Raw genomic sequence first — 20939 nt, forward strand, 5'->3', positions numbered from 1 at the left:
CTGCCTCAGTAGCACTATCATAATGCTTCCTCGTTTAGAGTAGCGTTATATACTTACTACAAGGATTATAGATTCTACCCTAGGGCATTTTTTTAGCCATTCACTAACCATGAAACTTGAGGATATATATCAATTCTTTGAGAATCCTCCGCCAACTTACCTCTGTCAGGAACTAGCAGTTTGTTATATTTTGTATATTTTGCTACGAGGTGAATCCTACGGAACCGAGTTGATCCAACAATTGGAAACTGAATATCCAACCTATCGGCTTTCTGATACCGTACTTTATAGTGCGATCAAATTTCTTGAAGACCAAAGGGCAATCACTGGGTATTGGAAGAAACTCGAAGGTCGGGGACGACCCAGGCGGATGTACCAAGTTTCTCCAGAATGGCAAGTTCAAGCACAGGATTTAGCCCAGCTTTGGTACGAGTACATCAATCGGAGGACAAATTAACGAATAATTGATATTGATAATGAATAAATCTCCTCCAGTCAAAAACTAACAATTAGTTATGGATACTGCTATTCTGCCATCCACGTTGCTGCTAACTTTGTTGTTAGCGGTTGGGCTCATTTTCTTTATTCGTGCCTCGACCAAAGACCGTACAGAAGTAGTGCAACTGGTATCGGAGCAAGACGAAGCTACCTTAATGCCGCAATTACAGGAGTATTTTCGCTCTCGATCTTATCGAGTGGCAGCGGTAGATCGGGAAAAAAACCAAGTAACTTTTGAAGGGTTTGTGAAACCAAGCTGGTTTTTAGCCGTATTTTTAACACTGCTGGCATCAGCTGGACTTGCTTGTCTAGCATTGGTTCTGTCTATGGTGATTCCTAGCATTGGTACTCTTTTTCTAGGAATCGTACTACTTTCGCCTTTAAGTGGTATTTTTTATTGGAAAAAAGCTGGAAGACTTGAGAAAGTGTCACTAAAACTGGAAACAAATCCAAGTCAGCAACACTTCTCAAGTAAGCTGACTGTAATTGCCCATCGAGATGAACTCAGTGAGTTACAAAAGACACTACAGTTTAAGCTAAGTGAGTAAATTTGGTTTTCTGTACCGTCGCTTTTAATGTGAAATGCAGACTTCTGGACAATTCTTGAGGAAATGGACATTAGGGAGGAGGAAAGACGATTGGTGGGATGTAGGCTTTCCCTACGACGAAATGCCGTAGGGAAAAAGCTGTAGTTTGTTGACAGAGCTTTCTTCCTGGGCAATCCCTTAGATGAGAGCGCAACTCAACTCTCGCTTTTGGATGCATTTCGCTCTATCCTGACTCCCTTCTGCATCATTAGACTTCAAAATCACTACTATACAAACCAAAATGGCTTGATCAGAGTTGATTGTCCAATTACTTGGACATAAGGTCTACTGGCAAATCAGCTACAAACTTAAAAAAAGCCAAAATCTTGTATAAACTGAGCAACTTTGCCAGTTAAATGATTGCCAGAAGACACATTCAACACATTAAAATAACCATTTATGGTTAGCGACTAGCTACAGCCACAGCCAAAGGTTCAATACCTACAGGAGCTTCTAATGTCCGTAGACTGGGAAACAAGAAATGGTTTTCTTCTACGTATTGAGCGCCAAACAGTCCCTTTTCTGCCCAGAAATAACGGTCTGTAGTGTGTTCATTTCGCTTTACGAGTAGCAAAGCAGGTGGCGCGATCCTCTCAGCTTGAATAAATTTTCTCGCTGCTGTCACAGGTTTTTCTTCGCCGCTTTCGATGCTATATTGAGGCACGTGTTCTAGAATTCGTCGTCCTTCTTGGCGACGACGACTTTTGCGTTTCCGTCTCCTTGCCAACCTATTGTCCTCCTCTTTCAAGCTGATAGATTGTAGTTATAGCTACAAAATCCGTCGCAATTATATAAGTTCTAGTTCAAAAAATCAATAGTTTTTTAACTTTTGATACGGGAAAAATAATATTTTTGCATATATATAAATCAATAGTGGTCGAAGATATAATCCCCAGGAGCAAGCTATTACTGAGAAGTTTTAGTTAAGCTTTATTAAATGAATGAGGGAAAACTAAGTGTCTTCTTTAATCTTCCCTCAAATTCCGTGATCCTGAGCAAGAGCTGAAAAATGTTAATGTCTGCCAGTTCAGATTTTGTTGCTCTATGTCGAGAGCAAATAGCACTACTAACCCAAGGGCTGGGAGCAACTTTAAGTGTTGTTTACCTAACACAAGAATTGGTAGAGGCTCCAACAGGCGAGGCAAAACTGATTCCTGTGGTAGTTTATCCAGAGACAGCAGTATTGCAGCCAGGGCAAGAAATTAATGAAGCAACGGCACGCAAGCAACTCCAAATAGGCAATGTTTTGCTACTACCCCAGCAACAGGGAAAATTATTGACAGCAGGATCGGAATCTCCTAGTTCTTCACGGGAGACAGAAATACCAAATACTGAGCAACCTTATTTAAAAGATGAATATTTGTTCAGTCAAAACCAAATCGTGTTGCCTTTGATCCATGAGGGCGTAATGATGGGTTTATTGGTGACAAGTAGGGAAGATCGACCTTGGAACGAACAGGAACAAAGCGAAATTCAAAGGATAGTTCAAACGCTGGCGATCGCTTGTATTTTGGATCAACGTCGAGCATGGTTGCAACATCAGCTGCATCAACAACAAATTTTGCAAGAACAGCAACGAGATTTGTTAGATAACCTCTTGCACCAGTTTCGCAACCCATTAACAGCATTACGAACCTTTGGCAAACTGCTATTAAAGCGACTGCGAACAGGTGATCCTAACCGAGAAGTGGGAGCCAATATTGTCCGAGAAAGCGATCGCCTACAAGAATTACTTCAAGAGTTTGATAAAGTTATTGACTGGACAGAGTTAGATTTAATACCACGATCACTGCCCGAAAACGAAGTATTTGTAGAAGCCACTGTCCAACAAGAATCCAAACCAGCATTATTATTGCCGGGAACGGGAGATCAAGCGACTAATTGCTATTTAAAAGATTTATTAACGCCATTGTTAGTTTCAACTCAAGCCATAGCACAAGAGCGCCATCTGCAACTACAAACACAAATCCCTGGCAATTTACCCCTAGTAAAAGTTAACGTTAAAGCATTACGAGAAGTATTGAGCAATATTATTGATAATGCACTTAAATATACGCCTACTGGTGGCAAGATTTCCATCCAGGCAGGGCAAAAAAAAGCTAAGTTCCAAGGAATTGCTATTAGTGATACTGGCCCTGGCATTCCCCCACAAGATTTAGCACATCTTGGAGAACGGCACTATCGGGGTGTGCAAGCTCAAACTCAAATTCCTGGTACGGGTTTGGGGCTAGCGATCGCTCAACAATTAATCGAACAAATGCAGGGCGAAATTGAAGTTTTCAGCCCTGCAATTAATTCAGATATTAGTTCACTCAATACTCCGGGAACCACGTTTATTATTTGGTTGCCGGAAGTGGAGAATTCGTAATTCGTAATTCGTAATTCGTAATTAAATATGTTGGCTAGTAACTATTTAAGTGAAACCAACAAATTTTGATTGATTGTCATTTGCAAATCGGTATCTGGGTTGATAGCGATTAAGTCAACACTGTTTTTACCAAAGAATAGCCCTATTAATGCACCGATACCAGCACCACCTAAGACTTCTTCTGTGGCGATAGCGCGATCGCCTGTGACGGCAGATACTGCGGCGGCGGCTCCTGCACCTAAAACTGTATTTTTGAGGATTGTAGTAGTACTAGTACCCTTGTTTACAGTTTCTTTTTTGGTAATGACTTCAGAAGTAGCGTTAATCTGATACTCCTGACCTGTGGTCAAAACTAGTCTCTCAGCAACAAATTGAGAACCGCCCGTAGCAGGTTTTAATTGACCAATAACTTGACTACCAGCAGGAATCACCACAGCTCCTTCTTGCGTAACTACGCTCTGCGATACTGTTAATGTCAAAGGTGCTGTTTCATCTTTACTCACAAGAATCTTTTCTGCCTTGTCATACTTGACTGGGATAGCAGTCCCTTGGGGAATGGTTACAGCTACGGGTGTTGGCGTAGTTTGTCCCACAGCCACAATATAAGGTGAGTTAATTGCTGAGGCTTGATTAGAACTAACTAGCGCTTGGTAGATAAAAGCTGCTACTTGGGCGCGTGTAGCGGTTGTAGTGGGATTTAAGAACTTAACGTTAGGATAGTTCACTACAATTTGCTTTTCAGTTGCTGCTGCAATCGGACTACGGGCATAGTCAGCAATGTTATAGGCATCATTAAAGTATTGCAGAGTGCTGTTAACGTTACCACTGGGAGTATATCCCAGACCATTGGCGAGGGAAACCAAAACCTGTTGGCGGGGAATAGCCTGATTAGGTTCAAAGCGATTGCCAGGGTATCCCGATAAGAAACCAATAGTATAAGCTTGCTGAATGGCATTTGATGCCCAATAATTGCTTGGCACATCCACAAATCCAATTGGCTGACGCTGCTGGGCTTTTTGGAAAGCTTTGTTGACCATTGCAGCAAATTGAGCGCGTGTCACAGGTTCTTCTGGGCGGAAGCTACCATCAGGAAACCCAGCAATTACACCTCGTTGTGATAATTGTTGAATAAATTGTGATGCCCAATAATTAGATGAAACATCAGAAAAGGTAGTTTGAGCTAAAGATGGTGCTGCTGTAATTAAGGGAGCTATAGTGCCTACTGTGAGGCTCAAAGCCATAAAAGCAGATGTTCTAGATTGCCAACGATTTAAAGTAGACATTATTTTTACTCCAGTAAAATTATTTTTTCTTCTGTTAATTACTTAGACATTTCTATAAATAGAAAGTTCCTTTTTTGGGAGTTTTTATGTAACTGGTTTTACTTCAAATATAGGTTTGCTTAAAAAACTTTATATCCTAAAAAAAAGGTATTAGATAATAGTAAAATTACCTAATACCTAAAGCATATTACTTGCTATCAGACCAATATGGATATTAGCTGAGACTATATTAGAGGCAGAATAGTTGCTCAAAAAAAAAGATATTTTTTACTATTAAAAATGAAGCGATCGCCCACTATAGCTAAAGTGGCGATCGCTAATCGGGAATGATTAAGTTCACGACTGAAAATGAGTTAAGCTTAATAGCGATACAGTGTCAAATTAGAATTTAGTGTAAGTCTTAAATCCTGTTCAGGTCTAAGGACAAAGGCTTCGGTTTCTTGTTTCCGCAATAGTACACTTGCTCCCGCACCCGCAGCCGCGCCAATAACAGGTTTTAAATCATCGATTCTACGATTCCCTGTAACTAGGGAACCTAAAAGACCAGCACCTGCACCAATAGCTGCATCAGTTAAAACCTGACCAGTATTCGGGCCTTGGGAAACTTTTTCAGTTGTAGTAAAGGTCTGAGAAGTAGCATTGATCTGCTGACGCTGACCGTTGGAGAATACTAACTCTTGAGCTACGAACCGCACACCTTGTCTACTATTTCTATCTCTCGAATAAGTATCTAGATTTACAGGTTCTAGCTGTCCAACGATTTCAGTATTTCTGGGAATCAATACATTTCTTCTGTTGTCGATAATATCATTGGCGATTCTCAGTCTTAGAGATTTAGTTTCCCCAGGTTTAACAGTAATTTTTTCACTTTCTGCTCTCACAGGAAAACTGACTCCCGAAGGAATGGTTATGTTTCTAGATTGCCCAATGTTGTATTGTGCATGAGCAGGAGCTAATGTAATCAATGGAGTAATAGCAACTGTAGTAATTGCCATTGTCATTAGTGCGGCAGTTCCAAATTTCCAACGATCAAGGCGTGTCATAGTGGGGCTTCCATTTATCTCTCTAATGTATGTAATGACGCGGCTTTACTGAGTTTGTTTCTGGCTATTTTTAAACGTGACTATAGTCATATTCTACAGGACAGGGTTCTCATGACATGGGTCGTATGTGCAGTTCTGAATTTTTCTCTATCCCATAGAGATGAAACTTAACCTGTTAACAGTTACAAATAATTAGTTAACTTATAAGAAACGAGCGCGGAAGGATTTGAACCCCCGACCGACAGAACCGAAATCTGGTTAAGAACAATATAACTAGGGCATGTCATCACTATAGCTGGCGATTGTCGTCAAACGTGATGTTTCGTTTTGGGTTGATACGTCAAAAATCAAGATTGACGATTTGCGTCAGTTTAAAAGTCTGTATCAGAGTTTTGAAGAGTTTTTAAACATATTAGTATTTGGGACATTTGTATAAAAAATAACCATTTTTTTGCCAATTAAGTTATACATATTCCTTTAGATATAAATCTGAACAAGGCAAACTAAAAGTACTATTTTTAGCAGCATAATAACAATACTGTTGCAAACAACAGTAATTCTGTGCATACACTTTAACCCATTACCGTTGCTATGTGTTGCTAGGAGTGATTTTGAAGCGATTAACTAATTACTATGTTTGAACACAGTAATCCTGATTAAGCAAGATACTAAGCTTTTAACGAACAACCCCGAATGCCAAATGTAAAAAAGGTAATTAGCACTTATCAAAAATTTTGCTAATGCTCAACTTTAGTGTTGGTAACGTTCTGGCATTTATTCAAAAATTATTAGCACCAATTTTTGGGTGAGTTATAACGAATAGCATCTTTATTTTTTCTGTTAGCAGCTTATAAAGTACAAAAGCAAGTAGTACACCTAATTAATGAAGTATGAGTAAAAAAAATACCGACAAACAAATTAACGTTGACTTAGCATTAGACGAAGCTAAAACACTTGAAAAGTACTGTAAAGAGACAGGCAAAGAAGAAAAGGAGGTAATTAAAGAGCTTGTTCGTAAGCTACCAGATTAACTAGCTTTGTTATAAATGAATAGGACTTACGCACACTCTACGAATTCTTGGCGTTCTTGGCGACTTGGCGGTTCGATAAATTAAGCTTTTTGGCAAGTTTTGCGTAAGTCCTGGAATATACTCTCATTTCACTACTTATTAATCAAATATTCTTAACTACTTTAGTAATAAATTGGATTTGAGAAATTTTCAATTACTTATTTCCTCTACCTCAAGAGAGCGGATCAGTTCCCGAATAACGTCGGTTGCTGGTCTTCCTGTCATTGCACAGTATTGTTTTATTATTTCTGCCTCGCTTGTAGTAAGATTTATTGTCAGTCGTTTTACAGCCCATTTTTTATTATTCATAATTTACTTGGAAAATTGTGTTAAAAAGCTGCATAAATTGGAATTATTAGTTACCTTAATCAAAGGTTCTCTCTTTAACTTAGTTTGAATGATCAGCAAAATTTTTCTATCTAATTTGATATACAAATAGCGTAATATGTGTCTTCATTCTGAATTTCATAACTATTAGTTTTTACTGTCATGCGAGTTCTTTGATTACCTGTCTTTTTTAAGCTAATAACCCTTTAAATTGCATCTGGTATATCTTGCCTTCTTTACATCCACATGTCTTTCTAAGGCTAAGAATTATGCAACTTAAAAGCGGATTAGCTTAGTAGATACTTAATATATTGCAGAATCAAGAAGAAAATTTAAGGAGAAGCTATTAAAAACAACACAGCTTTTTAATTTGCCTAGAATTTAGATGTTTACTTAACAAATGTTAGCAAGCAAATATTAGCGTAGCAAGAGATATGAAACAACGTTTATTGTTTATGCTTACTCATTTATTGCACCAACCGTAGTCATCCGTACAGGCCAGATTAAGTCAGTGTTCAACTGTAACAACAATTGAGGTTAGAGAAAATGACCTCTTTATTTTGTGGTTAATCGATAAAAGGTAACGAGCGCGGAGGGATTTGAACCCCCGACCCACAGAACCGGAATCTGTTGCTCTATCCACTGAGCTACGCGCCCTTAAGTCTTATATATTATAGCACGCTTGTGATTAAATTTGCCGCCAAATCAACGATGCCTGCGGCAATCCTTGTGAAAAACGCCTACACAAGTAAATTTTGGAGCTAAAGATAATTAGCAGGGTTTACGGGTGTACCATTGCTGCGGACTTCAAAGTGGAGGTGAGGGCCAGTAGATAAGCCTGTAGAACCTACAGCCGCGATCGCTTGTCCTCGTTGTACTGTTTGCCCCTCAGAAACATACAATTCACTGCTATGTCCGTAGAGTGTGGTGATACCTTTGCCGTGGTCAATAATTATAGCTCTGCCATAACCACCGTACCATCCAGCAAAAATCACTGTTCCCGAATCGGCTGCGCGAATCGTACTGCCATAGCTAGCGGCAAAATCGAGACCTGCATGAAACCGCCGATATCGCAAAACTGGATGCATCCGCCAACCAAAGGGACTGCTAGTAGGAGCATCACTAGGATAGGTAAACATCCCAGTTCCGTGAATGATGATGCTGGTACGGCTATTTGTCTTAGTCTGCGCTGACTCTCTGGCTCTTGCTGCTGCTACTTTCTGTTGAATTAAAACTTCTAGATTTTTAGAATCTTGGTCTAGCTGATTTTTTGCTGCTTCCAAAGCTAGGCGATCATTATTTAAGCGTTGGATTAATTCGGACTGTGACTGGGCTTGAGTTTGATAATCGGCTTTTTGTGCCAGTAATTGCCCACGAATCAAGGCCATTTCGTTTTTCTGCTGTTCTACTGCTATTTTTTGTTTGTTAATCAGGTTTGCTTGGGCGTTGAGTTTGACCAAAATTTGTTGATCTGCCCGGTAGACTAGCTTTAATTGATAGCGACGGCTAATAAAGTCGCTGATATTTTGACTTTGAAGCAAAACTGCCCATCCTTGAGAGGCTGGCGATCGCTGGAGATAACGCAACCTTGCTACTGTGGCTATTTGGCGCTCTTCATAAGAACGTTGTGCCACAGCTAAATCAGCTTCTAATTGCTGGAGGCGTTGGGTAGCAAGTTGTAATCGCAACTCACTATCTTGAATGTAGCTGGTTGTAGTTTTGAGGTTTTGGTTGATACCAGTCAGGCGATTTTGTGCTGCTTGTTGCAAATTAGTCAAGCGATCGCGCTCCTGAACCATATTTTGGCGTTCTTGATTAATTTGTTGCTGCTGCTGTCGTAAGGTGTCGATTGAATTTGTGGTAGTTGCATATACTGGCAAGGCTGAAATAAATAACCAGTAGAGCCACCAAACACAGCAAAATAAGAGATTTAACCAAGATAAAGTTTTTTTATTAACCAAAAATAACACTCTCATGGCGTGAGCTTGACTAAAACGATAGTCTCAAAACCATGAGTATTATTCCCAAAATTCGGCTCACATTCTACAAGGTGCTATTTTTCTGGAACAACAAGATCCCCGACTTCTTTAAGAAGTCGGGGATCTAATTTCTCAAAAAATTCTTGACTCTCTGCCAAATAGAAGATCTCTTACTGCTTACACCTGAACCATTCAAATCTGACAAAGTGGGAAATGAGGCAGGTTTAGCATAAAGATTATTCCGCAATACTTTAGCTAGGGCATTATTATTCTTTCGCAAACCTTCGTAAAAAAAGAATACTTCACCATTAATGCCGCGATCGCGGTTATATTCTATTGCTTGTACCAAATATTCGGGACTAATACAATAAGATCCTAACTTCATCAAAATTCCCGGTGCTAACTTTGGCAATGTTAGATCTGTAAACTGTTGATTTACTAGTTTATCTGCAATCGCTTTGTAGCTTTGAAAGTCGCGGCGATAAATCTGGGGGTGGATAATATCGACTAGTCCTTGTTGCAACCATCTGGGTGAATCTTGCAAGTATTCTTGGAATGCCCAATCATGAATATTAGGAGCTATCGACACTAATAAATTAGGATTAACGGCTTTGACCTCTGTGTAAAGACGTGCCAAAAAATCTGTGAGAATGTTTGCACGCCATTGCAGCCATTGCCTATCCTTGGGGTTTTGTGGCGGATTGTGGTGAAATTGTTGGTGATAACGGGCAATAGTTACTTGATCGTAGCCACCTTCGCAGGGTAATGCGGGAAAGCGATCGTCTCCCTGAATGCCATCCACATCATAATTACTCGCAACTTCCAACACCAAGTTCAACAAAAATTCCTGCACTTGGGGGTCAAGAGCATTTAACCACTCAAAACCATTTTTTTTCAATAAATTGCCGTTACAGTCATAGGCTGCCCATTGCGGCTTTCTCTGCAAAAGTACACCACCGTTCAAATTATAAGAACTGGCAAACCCGTATTCAAACCAAGGAATAACCTTTAATCCAACCCGTCGCGCTTCCACAACTACCTCTTGTAAAGGATCACGGCCTTGACATAGAGGATCAATTTCCATCCCAAAAGTTTGCTGCATTGTGGAACTAGGATACAGCGTAACAGCTTTGTTCCAAACCACAGGAAACACCACATTAAATCCTGTCTCGGCAAGGAAATCCATAGCTTCGGCAATGCGTTGCTGAGAAAGCAACACCTTACTATCAGTAGTGGTCAGCCAAATGCCCCGCGTTTCTATTGTTGCCATTTCCAGAAACTAAAATTATCTGGGCTATATTTTTTAATTTATGGCTAACTGCCGATATCGTGCCTGTACAATTTCATAAATTCCATAAGCAACTAAGCCGAACGCCATAATACCCAAAAGCCAAGTTCCGTAAGGTTGTTGGGCTAATGTTTGTAACACTTGATCTAAACCTCCGGCGGCGCTAGCATCTGACTGCCTAGCTGCTTGAATTAAAAACCAACCAATAATACCGAATGCTACACCTCTTGCGGCTAAACCAAAGCGGCAAATCCCGATTACCCATTGGCTTTCTGTGTTGCTCAACTCGCTTAAATTGAGTTCTCTACGGAATTTGGTACTGAAAGCTTTATAAAATTGATAGAAACCTAAAGCAACTATCAGTACTCCTCCAGTTGCAACTAACCATCTACCAAAAGGTTGGGAAAGCAAACGTGCTGTCCAATCTTCAGTAGAATTACTATTCCCGCCACCACCTGAACCCATGACAATTTGCATGGCACTAAAGGCTAAGCCTGCATAAGCAAAACCATTAATTGCATAACCAATTCGCTTCATTAAACCTTTGGCATCATGACCTTTATGTTCAGGGTCTTGAATTGCCTGTATAAAACGCCAAACTACGTATCCAATCAAGCCAATTGCAACTAATGCTAATAAAAACTTACCAAAGGGCTGATTGACAATTGTCTGGAGAGCGCCCTTAGTGTCTGTGGTTCTACCACCTGTACCAAAAGCCACTTGTACTGCTAGCAGCCCAACGATCGCGTAAACTATTCCTTTAGAAATATAGCCAAACCGCGCCAGTCGCTCAACCCATTGTGAACGATGGTGCGTTAGATTTTGTGTCATGGTAGTTGAAGATAATTATACTTATGTTTTTAGCAATATCTATCTATAATTCGCATCTATCAAAGGTCAAATTTATTAATTTTTCTCGTAGAATACTACCTTCATAATGTCTTTGATCAAAGACATTATTGAAAACAGAATAATGTCTAAAATAAAAACATGTAATACTTGTAAATAATCTCTGACAATAATCAATTTTTGTTACTTATGTCTGAAATAAAAAGTTCTTGGAAACACGAATATATCAATACCAACGGCATTAAATTGCATTATGTCACCCAAGGAACAGGCCCCTTGATGTTAATGCTGCATGGTTTCCCTGAATTTTGGTATTCGTGGCGACACCAAATTCCAGAATTTGCTCAATATTTTAAAGTTGTTGCTCTTGATTTACGTGGCTATAACGATAGCGAGAAGCCAAAAGATCAATCAGCTTATGTGATGGATGAATTTGTCAAAGATGTAGAAGGAGTAATTAAAGGATTAGGATACGATAAGTGTATTTTAGTTGGACATGATTGGGGAGGTGCGATCGCTTGGTCTTTTGCATACGCTCATCCTGAGATGGTAGAACGCTTAATTATACTTAATTTACCTCATCCGGCTAAGTTTACTCAAAGTTTATATACTCCTCAACAATTACTTCGTAGCTGGTATATTTTCTTATTTCAACTACCTTGGCTTCCAGAATTGTTATTAGAATTTTCAGATTGCCAAGCCATTGTAACGATTATTCAAGGCACAGCAGTTAATAAAAATGCTTTTACTGAATCAGACATAAGAGCTTATAAAGATGCTGCTGCAAAACCTGGCGCTACGACGGCAATGTTGAACTATTATAGAAACATTTTTCAGACATTTGTATCCAATAAAAATTGGAGTATTTTAAATGTCCAAACACTGATGATATGGGCAGAAAATGATACTGCACTAGGTAAAGAACTCACCTATGGTACGTCAGCCTATGTCAAAGACTTACAAGTTAAGTATATTCACTCTTGTGGACATTGGGTACAGCAAGAACAACCAGAATTAGTTAAACAGTATATGCGGGATTTTTTGGTAATATAAGCTACAAAACACCCATTCAATCAAGTATTATTTATTAACCGGAAAATAATGGTCAAAGTTTAATGACAAATCATGATGATAGTGGCATAACTTCTTAACAAGATTTAACACTAATTTAATAGTCATATTTGTACAAATTTTCTTGATCAGTAATGGCTAAAAACTAGAACCAATAGTATTTCTAGCGTCATCACTAAAGTCATGACCGATTGAGAGTACCTGATGAGTTAAATCAATATAGTCAAGCAATTTAATGAGATAATAGAAGTGTGAGGTAAAGAACGGACGCAACTTAATCACAAAGGGGAAAATTTATGAAACTCCAGGCATTAGCGGCTTTAGCCTTAGCAACTCCCCTATTTTTCATTGGCTCAGTCAACGCTGGGAATTCACAGGATTTGCAAAGACTAATTTCTACCGGGGAATGTACTGGGTGCAATCTATCAAGAGTAGATCTCAGTGGCGCTCATTTAATTGGTGCTGATTTACGAGGAGCAAATCTCCAAGGAGCGAACCTTTCTGGAGCCAACCTCGAAGGTGCTGATTTCACCAATGCCAATTTAAAAGGGGCTAACTTAACTTCAGCTATGGTCACTAACGTTAATTTCAAGAAAGCTAATCTCAACAGGGTGAATTTTACTCGCGCTCAAATTTACGACTCTAATGTGTATGGTGCATCAATGGAAGATCTAAACATTACTGATGCGGAAATATTTCACACTGGAATCGGTGTTGGCGGAGAAGAAGGTGCAGAAATTCCCGATTGGGACTAGGCTGAACTAAATAGTTTAGTTTAAAACAACATAATAGGGGCTGGTTGAAGGATAAAGAAGTGGGTTGTTAGCAAACATTATCCTTCAACTTACCCCAACAATTAAGGAATTTTCCAATAAAAAATAACCAATCGCTGTGTCAGCAGGAAGGAGTAAGAAAAAAATTCTGAATGAATGGGAGAATTTATTTTTTACAGTTGTTTCCTAATATTAAACTTCTGAAGTATTAAGCTAATAAGCATTGAAGTTGCATAGAACTAGGACTGGAGTCCCTTACTATAAGCGAATTATCCTGGAAAAAAGAATGACGATTAGCTTAGACTAGTTTGATGCAAGTATCATAAAATAGTCATTTTGTATAGTATAGATGATTACATAAAAACTTTTATTACGCATTAATATCAAGAACCAATACGTTAATTGACGAACGCGGCTTAAGATAGCTTTAATATCAAATAAAATTGGCGTTTATGCTTATATAAATGAGAGGTGGTCTGATCTTTGCATGATTTGTACTTTTAATGAGTACAATAATCCGCAACTAACACGGTGTAGGATAATCACAACCTGAGAATTTCAGTTGATTTACAAAAACTGAACTCAGAAAGCTGATTTTCATATATTCTGCCGCCTTCTGACTTCTATCCTTCCTCCTACTGGCTGTCTACCTTGTAGTTGATGCAGTAGAGGTTACAGGGCAATTATGGTTATAGGGAACTAAACCCTATTCCTAAACAAAGTTGTGCTGATGCACGAGTGCATTGCCTAATCAGCAGCCTTGCGCTTGCAATTGTCCGGATTAGAGAAACTCAACTGTCAAATTTATAGGAGTAAAAATGCAAGAACCGGAATTCACAGAAACTAAGTCCACAGAGGCAACAGTGTCAGACATCAACACCCAAACAGGAACTATTACCAAACTTCAGCCTCCAACACAGTCTCAGGATCAGTGGCTAAAATATGGAGAACAAATTTCTGGCTTTCTAGCAACTCTGCCCGAATATGTGAGCAGTTTCTTCAATCAATACAAGCAGCCTCTGGTAAGCGTTGGTTTAATTGTAGGAGCAATTGTCACAGTTAAGGTACTCTTGGCAATATTAGATTCTTTGAACGATATTCCTTTAGTAGCACCTACTTTTGAGTTGATTGGTATTGGTTACTCTGCTTGGTTTGTTTACCGCTATTTACTCAAAGCATCAACTAGAAAAGAGTTAACTACCGAAATTACAACACTTAAATCACAAGTTGTTGGTAAAAACGCTCCATAAGTTTAATATCTGACTAGCGCTACCCTTTAGGAAGACGCTTTCAAGGAGTTTACGCTCCTATTGAAAATCATCGAAGTCGAAGCGGACGGATACTTAACATAACGGCAGTTTGTCAAAGTGTCCTCTGGAAGCCGCCGCTTCGACTTCTCTCAAAATTCCCACTTAAAAATCTTTTTGGAATTTAGAGTTTGACTGTAAGGAGTTGATATTCTCAGTTTTAAATACTGGTCAGGTTACTGGGAAGACTGCACAAGGTATGGAGATGTAATTTTCTCTACTCTCCTGGTTTTGACTAAAGCTTGATAAACCATTGCCGCTACCTCAGCGCGGGTGGTTTCTTTATTGGGAGCAAGAGTTTCGGAATCGGGATAGTTAATCACAAGGCCATTGGCTGTAGCAGCTGCAATTTTACCAGTGGCATATTGAGGAATATCTTTAGCATCTTTGTAGATACTTAAAACTTGATCTGGGGCTACTGGTTCTTTGAGATTCAATCCACTAACAAGGGCAACTAACACTTGCACACGGGGAATTTTTTGTTCTGGTTTGAAGGTTTTGTTAGGGTAGCCTTTTAAGAATCCAGTGCTAAGAGCTTGGTTAATTGCTGGTGTCGCCCAGGATGTTGTTGGTACGTCTGTAAAAGATAAGGTGGAATTGGTACCCTCTTTGTCAAAGGTTTGTTGGAGTATGGCAGCAAATTCGGCACGGTTAACAGGCTGATTGGGTCGAAAAGAATAATCTGGAAAGCCTTTGATCATTCCACGAGAAGAAAGAACATCAATAAAACGACTTGCCCAAAAGTCAGTAGGCACATCATTAAATGCGATTGGTGGGGGAATAATTGACTTTTTTTTAGCAGGAGAAACTAAAGGCTGGGGTGATGATTTAATTGACGATTCAAAGCCTATTGGGAAAGGCAGAAGTTTTTGCCTCGGTGTTGAGTTGATGGGAGGAGCTATATTAGCAGGTGGAAATACAGGAGGAGAAATCACCCCATCACCTGAATCTGGAGTATCAATAGGTGCAGTGACATCTGTATCTGGAAGCGATCGCCTGGTGTCTAAATTCACATCTGGAGTTGGTTCTAAGGTCGGAGCCGGGGATGGCGATACGGGACTGGGTTTAACCCTAGGCATTATCCAGTTAAAATTCCCAGGATCTTGGCGGGAAAGTGACCAAAACAAAATCCCTCCAATTGCGCTAAAGGCAACCAAAATGCCTATAAAATCATCAAAGCCGAGGGCAGTTGTTTGAGATGACTGTGGATCGTCAGGAGGTCTATTTGTCATCGTAATTACCCTGGTAACAATAAAGTTGAGTACTTAAAACAATTAACCCACATAATGAAAGATGAAGTATGAAATTTTCATCCTTTATCCTTCATATTTCATAGTTCTTAAAGTACCCTCAGCAAGCTGGGAATACTATCAATTGCTGGCAAATCCTTAATTTCTGCCAAGGCTTGTCTAAAATCGCCTTCTCGAACATCATGGGTAACAACCACAATCTCTGCTAGTTTTTCCTGAAAGCCTGTTTGCACAACTGACTCTAAGCTCACGCCATAGTTGCCAAAGCAAGTACCCAATTTACCGATGACTCCGGGTTGGTCTTTGGTGAGGAACCTAGCATAAAACCGAGTCACGAGTTCGGCAATCGGGGCAATTTCACAGTAATCATCATGCCCACAGGTAAACAAGGGATTTGGGTTAGTTGTACTGGTTTTAAGGGTAGCAGCTAGATTTAAAATATCTGATGATACAGCGCTGGCAGTTGCACCAGCACCAGCACCTGGGCCGAAAAACATTACCTGTCCAATAGGTTCCCCTTCTACAAGAATGGCGTTATAAACACCGTTAATGCTAGCTAATGGGTGCGCTTTGGACACTAAAGTGGGATGGACTCTAACAGAAAGCTGAGAGTTATCACTGGTATGGCGTTTGGCGATCGCTAATAATTTAATTACAAATCCTAATTTTTCAGCGTAGGCAATATCTGTCTTGCTAACTTGCCGAATCCCCTCACAATAAACGTCTTCTAAGTGAATGCGCCCACCAAAACCCAGTGACGCAAGGATGGCAATTTTATCTGCTGCGTCTAAGCCATCTACATCAGCTGTAGGGTCAGCTTCCGCGTAACCTAAGCGTTGGGCATCAGCTAAGACATCGCTGAAGTTGCTACCTTCTGTTTGCATCCGTGTCAGGATGTAATTAGTAGTACCGTTAACAATGCCAGTTACTGTATGAATGCGGTTAACACTTAATGACTGCTTCAGGGGTTGAATTACGGGGATACCACCACCAACAGCAGCTTCTAACATGACGTATACTCCGGCTTGATTGGCAGCGGTGAAAATTTCTGCTCCAAAACGGGCGATCGCAGCTTTATTGGCAGTGACAACGTGTTTCCCATTTTTCAGGGCTTGGAGAATCAGCGATCGCGCTGGTTCTAATCCACCCATTACTTCAACAACGATATCTACTGCCGGATCGTTGACAATTGCTTCTAAATCTGTAGTTAATATTTCTGTTGATAATTCTACTGCACGGGGTTTATCGAGCGATCGTACTCCCACCCGATATATTTCTATTTTCTGTAACAACGGATGACGGCCAACTACATCTTGCAGTAACTGTACTGTCCCCGTTCCTACCGTACCTAATCCCAATATTCCTAGCTTTACACCCACAAACTTTGCACCCAATTTTACCAACAATAATAGTAGGGTAGGCACATAGCCCACCCTACTGATTATCCTTCCTTAGTTGTCAGTTGTCAGTTGTTAGTTGTTAGTTGTTTTTTTACCACTGACTACTAACGACTGACTGACTTAGTAGGTTTCTACGTGCCAGCGTCCAGCTTTTTTGAGTTCTTTCTGGTAATCACTCCAAGTTATGCCTTCTTTAGCAGCAGCATTAGTTAGCGCTTCATCAATGCCACCTTCCATGCCTCGTAAACCGCAGATGTAGGTGTGAGTTTTTTCTTCTTTAATCAACTTCCACAGTTCATCTGCATGTTCTGCTACGCGGTCTTGAATGTACATTCTGCCGCCTTGGGGATTTTTTTGTTCCCGGCTGATGGCACAAGTGAGGCGGAAGTTATCAGGATATTTTTGTTGAATTTCTTCCAATTCTTCCTTGTAAAGGAGGTTTGGAGTTGTAGGAACACCAAATATCAGCCAAGAAAATCCTTTAAATTGGTATTCTGGGTTAGCTGCTCTTTCTGCATCTTTAAACATCCGCCACAGATAAGCCCGCATTGGCGCAATACCTGTTCCTGTCGCCATCATGATGACTTTAGCATCGGGGTCGTCGGGTAACAACATTTCCTTACCCACTGGCCCGGTAATTTTTACTTCATCTCCTGGTTTGAGGAAACACAAGTGAGTCGAGCAAACACCGTAGACTGTTTCATTCGTTTCTGGGTGCTTGTACTCTAACTGACGGACACATAGTGATACTGTTTTATCATCTACATCATCGCCATGACGAGTTGAGGCGATCGAATACAGTCTCAGTTTTTCAGGTTTACCGTTTTTATCCAACCCTGGTGGGATAATACCGATACTTTGACCTTCTATATATTTCAAATCACCACCAGAAAGGTCAAACTTGAGGTGCTGAACAATACCAATCCCACCTTCTTTGACTAGCGGTTCATTAGATATACATTTACCAACAAATGGAGCATTAGGACGGTAAATGTTTACAGGAACATCAGCGTGAGCGCCTTTTTTGGCTTTCGCTTGAGTCATGGTGTTGCCTTTTTTATCCTTATTCTTGAGCTGTTCTTCAGCTGAGGACTCAGCTTTAGTATTCGCAGGTGTGGCTTTACCATTCCCCTCATTATTAGCAATCCCCCCATTGTTATATGAGGCTCTACCATTAAGTTGCTCTAAGGCACTGGCAGGTTGGATGCTAACAATTTTGCCGCCTAGGCGAGTGATACGTCGCATTTCTTGATTCATGCGGTTGTAAGGCACTCTGATGAACACACTGCCACTTTTACGAATTGGGTAGTTCGTTTTATCAGTTTCTTCGTTCTGACGCAAACCCACCACTTCGTAAACGAAGATGCGGCTACCTAATTCTGTGTTGGCAGCACCCTCAACAGCACCTTGATTGTACATTCGTTCTACCACTCCGATATTTACTTAACCGTTTCTCAAAAAAAAAACTATTCTCATCATGCGCCAGCTTTAGTTTATCGGATTTTCGTTTACCAAAACTAGCGCTCTGGGAAAGCGGCATAGTAAACTAATGCCTTGCTAGGTACACTCGCCAAAGACATGCAGGCAGCAAAAAAACACACCTGTTCACCTTCTAACTTAGAGGATAAGTCTTGTGGAGAATGTTAATAATGAGTCAATTTAATCTTTTTTTCGTGAACTACAACCCCCATTTAGGAGTTAGCATTCAACTACCCAAAGGGCAAGATACAATAAATGATGACATCAAAAGGCAAGTTTGATTGGCAGAAACCGCTGCTCATTTTGCCCCCAAAAGTTGCCACTGTGCTTACCTTTTTTGGGATTTACACTAGATAACACCAATCAAGAAAGATCTTTCCAATTGGTTCTACTTCAAAAGTAGAATTATCTCATAGTAATGCTTTTAGCCACTCTTAATTTTCGATGATGGTTGATTCCATAACGAGTATAGGTATAGCTATAAAACATTAATCCATAGAGAAAGATGTAATATAAGCAACTATAATAAGTTTTACTTGATGTGAAACATCTGTCAACCTCTATATCCTGAAACATAAAGCTCACGCAGGATATTTGATGATTCTCAAAAAATTACTGTATAGAGATTTTGTCATACAACTTGATAACTCACTCTTTAGATAGATTCTAGCCTTGAAGGAAGGTCTAGAGTTTTGCGATCGCTCAAATCAAAATTCAGGAATTGAGAGAAATTTACTACAAAAAAAGATACCTTACAGACTTAGATGAATAGAGTCTCAAAGATGACTAAGATATTGCTACACTGACTTTGGGTAGTGATGAGGCTGTATTTAAAATCTCCAACTAAATCATTAGGAGTAAGAGTAAATCACCGGATTCTTCCTGACAGCAAATCTTGTTATAGAATACCGCCTTCTGTTAAAATCAAATATATCACTAGGATTAAATACTCACCAATAGCGAATTAAAGCTAGCTCAGACGAGTAGCAACTATGACTTTGTTGTAAATTCGTCTTAATATGTCTTAGCGCTACTGGGTAGCAAGAACGCAGGATAAAACCGATGGGCTAAACTCCTGGCTTCAAAATCTGCTGTGTGAAAAATTATTGATTGACACATTTTAGTATCGTTAGAGGAAATTTATGACAAATAAGCCGGAACGGGTGGTACTAATTGGAGTAGCCGGAGACTCCGGGTGCGGTAAATCTACGTTTTTGCGTCGTTTAATAGATTTGTTTGGTGAAGAACTAATGACGGTTATCTGCTTGGATGACTATCATTGCCTAGATCGGAAACAACGCAAAGAAACTGGGATAACTGCACTAGACCCCAGGGCTAACAATTTTGACTTGATGTATGAGCAAATTAAAGCGCTCAAAAATGGTCAAGCAATTGATAAACCGATTTATAACCACGAAACCGGCAACATTGACCCACCAGAACGGGTGGAGCCAAATCATATTGTAGTTGTCGAAGGGTTGCATCCTTTATATGATGAGCGAGTGCGATCGCTGATTGACTTTAGCGTTTATTTTGACATCAGCGATGAAGTTAAAATTGCCTGGAAAATTCAGCGCGATATGGCAGAACGAGGCCATCGCTACGAAGATGTAGTAGCTCAAATCAATTCTCGTAAACCTGATTTTGATAAATTTATTGAACCACAAAGAGAATTTGCCGATATAGTTCTCCAGGTCTTACCCACAAACTTGATCAAAAACGATACTGAGCGTAAAGTTTTACGGGTACGTATGCTCCAGCGAGAAGGTAAAGAAGGCTTTGAGCCAACCTACCTCTTTGATGAAGGGTCAACAATTAACTGGACTCCTTGTGGACGTAAGCTTACCTGTTCATATCCTGGAATGCAAATGTACTATGGTTCAGATGTCTACTATGGTCGTTACGTCTCTGTATTAGAAGTAGACGGTCAATTTGACAATCTAGAAGAAATAATTTACATCGAAACCCATCTGAGTAAAACATCCACTAAATATGAAGGTGAGATGACTCACTTGTTACTCCAACACCGTGAGTATCCAGGTTCTAACAATGGTACTGGTTTGTTCCAAGTGCTTACAGGTTTGAAAATGCGTGATGCTTATGAGCGTTTAACAGCAAAGGAAGCAAAGCTAGCGGTTCAAGTTTAAAACAGCAGTGTTTGTGTCAAAGCTTTTGGGATACTTCCGGGTATCCCATTTTTTATTTGCGCTACGCGGGTCAGTTGTCAATTATTTTTGATAAGGAAGCAAGCTACGCCGCAGGTTTTACGCTTTACTATCGCCTAGCATCCTCCTTCTTTGAAAGTAAGAGGCTAGCGCGCATCCTACGGCGGGGTAGAAACGCCAGATCCTCTACTTGGGTAAACCC

General features: G+C 40.0%; 18 protein-coding genes and 1 tRNA gene. 8 read left to right on the forward strand and 11 right to left on the reverse strand.

Going from position 1 to position 20939, the window contains the following annotated elements:
• Positions 1-109 precede the first annotated feature (109 nt).
• Entirely contained in the window at positions 110-457 is a 348-nt protein-coding gene (locus I8751_RS24805) for a PadR family transcriptional regulator (RefSeq protein ID WP_214441754.1), read from the forward strand.
• 58 nt (positions 458-515) lie between these two features.
• The gene (locus I8751_RS24810; protein WP_214441755.1) at positions 516-1046 is read left to right on the forward strand and encodes a cofactor assembly of complex C subunit B; all 531 of its coding nucleotides are present in this window, start codon (positions 516-518) and stop codon (positions 1044-1046) included.
• Positions 1047-1488: 442 nt separating this feature from the next.
• On the opposite strand, the gene I8751_RS24815 is transcribed toward I8751_RS24810, so the two are convergent.
• On the reverse strand, positions 1489-1812 hold the full coding sequence (locus I8751_RS24815) for a DUF3155 domain-containing protein (RefSeq protein ID WP_214441756.1): 324 nt from the start codon (positions 1810-1812) through the stop codon (positions 1489-1491).
• Positions 1813-2094: 282 nt separating this feature from the next.
• Between I8751_RS24815 and I8751_RS24820 the strand changes: the two genes are divergently transcribed.
• Positions 2095-3453 (forward strand): sensor histidine kinase, encoded by a 1359-nt coding sequence (locus I8751_RS24820; RefSeq protein ID WP_214441757.1) that lies wholly within the window; start codon positions 2095-2097, stop codon positions 3451-3453.
• A gap of 41 nt (positions 3454-3494) precedes the next feature.
• Here I8751_RS24820 and I8751_RS24825 read toward each other — a convergent pair whose 3' ends face one another.
• Complete coding sequence (locus I8751_RS24825; protein ID WP_214441758.1) at positions 3495-4736, reverse strand: S-layer homology domain-containing protein; 1242 nt, start codon at positions 4734-4736, stop codon at positions 3495-3497.
• 359 nt (positions 4737-5095) lie between these two features.
• Positions 5096-5779 carry a conjugal transfer protein TrbI gene (locus I8751_RS24830; RefSeq protein WP_214441759.1) on the reverse strand — a complete coding sequence of 228 codons (684 nt, stop codon included), beginning with the start codon at positions 5777-5779 and terminating at the stop codon, positions 5096-5098.
• 890 nt (positions 5780-6669) lie between these two features.
• Between I8751_RS24830 and I8751_RS24835 the strand changes: the two genes are divergently transcribed.
• Positions 6670-6810, forward strand: a complete 141-nt coding sequence (locus I8751_RS24835; RefSeq protein ID WP_214441760.1) for a RepB family protein — start codon at positions 6670-6672, stop codon at positions 6808-6810.
• Between the two features lie 189 nt (positions 6811-6999).
• Here the strand turns inward: I8751_RS24835 and I8751_RS29875 are convergent, their stop codons facing one another.
• From I8751_RS29875 to I8751_RS24855, 5 genes are all read right to left on the reverse strand, one after another.
• Positions 7000-7158 carry a ribbon-helix-helix protein, CopG family gene (locus tag I8751_RS29875; RefSeq protein WP_225894394.1) on the reverse strand — a complete coding sequence of 53 codons (159 nt, stop codon included), beginning with the start codon at positions 7156-7158 and terminating at the stop codon, positions 7000-7002.
• A gap of 602 nt (positions 7159-7760) precedes the next feature.
• A tRNA-Arg gene (locus I8751_RS24840) sits at positions 7761-7833 on the reverse strand.
• 104 nt (positions 7834-7937) lie between these two features.
• Positions 7938-9152 (reverse strand): murein hydrolase activator EnvC family protein, encoded by a 1215-nt coding sequence (locus tag I8751_RS24845; protein WP_214441761.1) that lies wholly within the window; start codon positions 9150-9152, stop codon positions 7938-7940.
• Between the two features lie 127 nt (positions 9153-9279).
• Positions 9280-10425 (reverse strand): glycoside hydrolase family 10 protein, encoded by a 1146-nt coding sequence (locus tag I8751_RS24850; RefSeq protein WP_214441762.1) that lies wholly within the window; start codon positions 10423-10425, stop codon positions 9280-9282.
• A 33-nt stretch (positions 10426-10458) separates the two neighbouring features.
• On the reverse strand, positions 10459-11274 hold the full coding sequence (locus I8751_RS24855) for a DUF1206 domain-containing protein (RefSeq protein ID WP_214441763.1): 816 nt from the start codon (positions 11272-11274) through the stop codon (positions 10459-10461).
• 207 nt (positions 11275-11481) lie between these two features.
• On the opposite strand from I8751_RS24855, the gene I8751_RS24860 reads away from it, so the two are divergent.
• From I8751_RS24860 to I8751_RS24870, 3 genes are all read left to right on the forward strand, one after another.
• On the forward strand, positions 11482-12345 hold the full coding sequence (locus I8751_RS24860; protein WP_214441764.1) for an alpha/beta fold hydrolase: 864 nt from the start codon (positions 11482-11484) through the stop codon (positions 12343-12345).
• A 314-nt stretch (positions 12346-12659) separates the two neighbouring features.
• Positions 12660-13118 carry a pentapeptide repeat-containing protein gene (locus I8751_RS24865; protein ID WP_214441765.1) on the forward strand — a complete coding sequence of 153 codons (459 nt, stop codon included), beginning with the start codon at positions 12660-12662 and terminating at the stop codon, positions 13116-13118.
• Between the two features lie 836 nt (positions 13119-13954).
• Positions 13955-14386: a CAAD domain-containing protein gene (locus I8751_RS24870; RefSeq protein ID WP_214441766.1), complete on the forward strand. Its 432-nt coding sequence runs from the start codon at positions 13955-13957 to the stop codon at positions 14384-14386.
• A gap of 233 nt (positions 14387-14619) precedes the next feature.
• On the opposite strand, the gene I8751_RS24875 is transcribed toward I8751_RS24870, so the two are convergent.
• From I8751_RS24875 to petH, 3 genes are all read right to left on the reverse strand, one after another.
• Positions 14620-15675 carry an S-layer homology domain-containing protein gene (locus I8751_RS24875; protein ID WP_214441767.1) on the reverse strand — a complete coding sequence of 352 codons (1056 nt, stop codon included), beginning with the start codon at positions 15673-15675 and terminating at the stop codon, positions 14620-14622.
• A 107-nt stretch (positions 15676-15782) separates the two neighbouring features.
• Complete coding sequence (locus I8751_RS24880) at positions 15783-17072, reverse strand: homoserine dehydrogenase (protein ID WP_214441867.1); 1290 nt, start codon at positions 17070-17072, stop codon at positions 15783-15785.
• A gap of 141 nt (positions 17073-17213) precedes the next feature.
• Positions 17214-18512 carry a ferredoxin--NADP reductase gene (gene petH / locus I8751_RS24885; protein ID WP_214441868.1) on the reverse strand — a complete coding sequence of 433 codons (1299 nt, stop codon included), beginning with the start codon at positions 18510-18512 and terminating at the stop codon, positions 17214-17216.
• A 1202-nt stretch (positions 18513-19714) separates the two neighbouring features.
• On the opposite strand from petH, the gene I8751_RS24890 reads away from it, so the two are divergent.
• On the forward strand, positions 19715-20719 hold the full coding sequence (locus tag I8751_RS24890) for a phosphoribulokinase (RefSeq protein WP_214441768.1): 1005 nt from the start codon (positions 19715-19717) through the stop codon (positions 20717-20719).
• The last annotated feature ends 220 nt before the right edge of the window (positions 20720-20939 follow it).

This window comes from Atlanticothrix silvestris CENA357, assembly GCF_016056295.1.
Lineage (GTDB): Bacteria > Cyanobacteriota > Cyanobacteriia > Cyanobacteriales > Nostocaceae > Atlanticothrix > Atlanticothrix silvestris.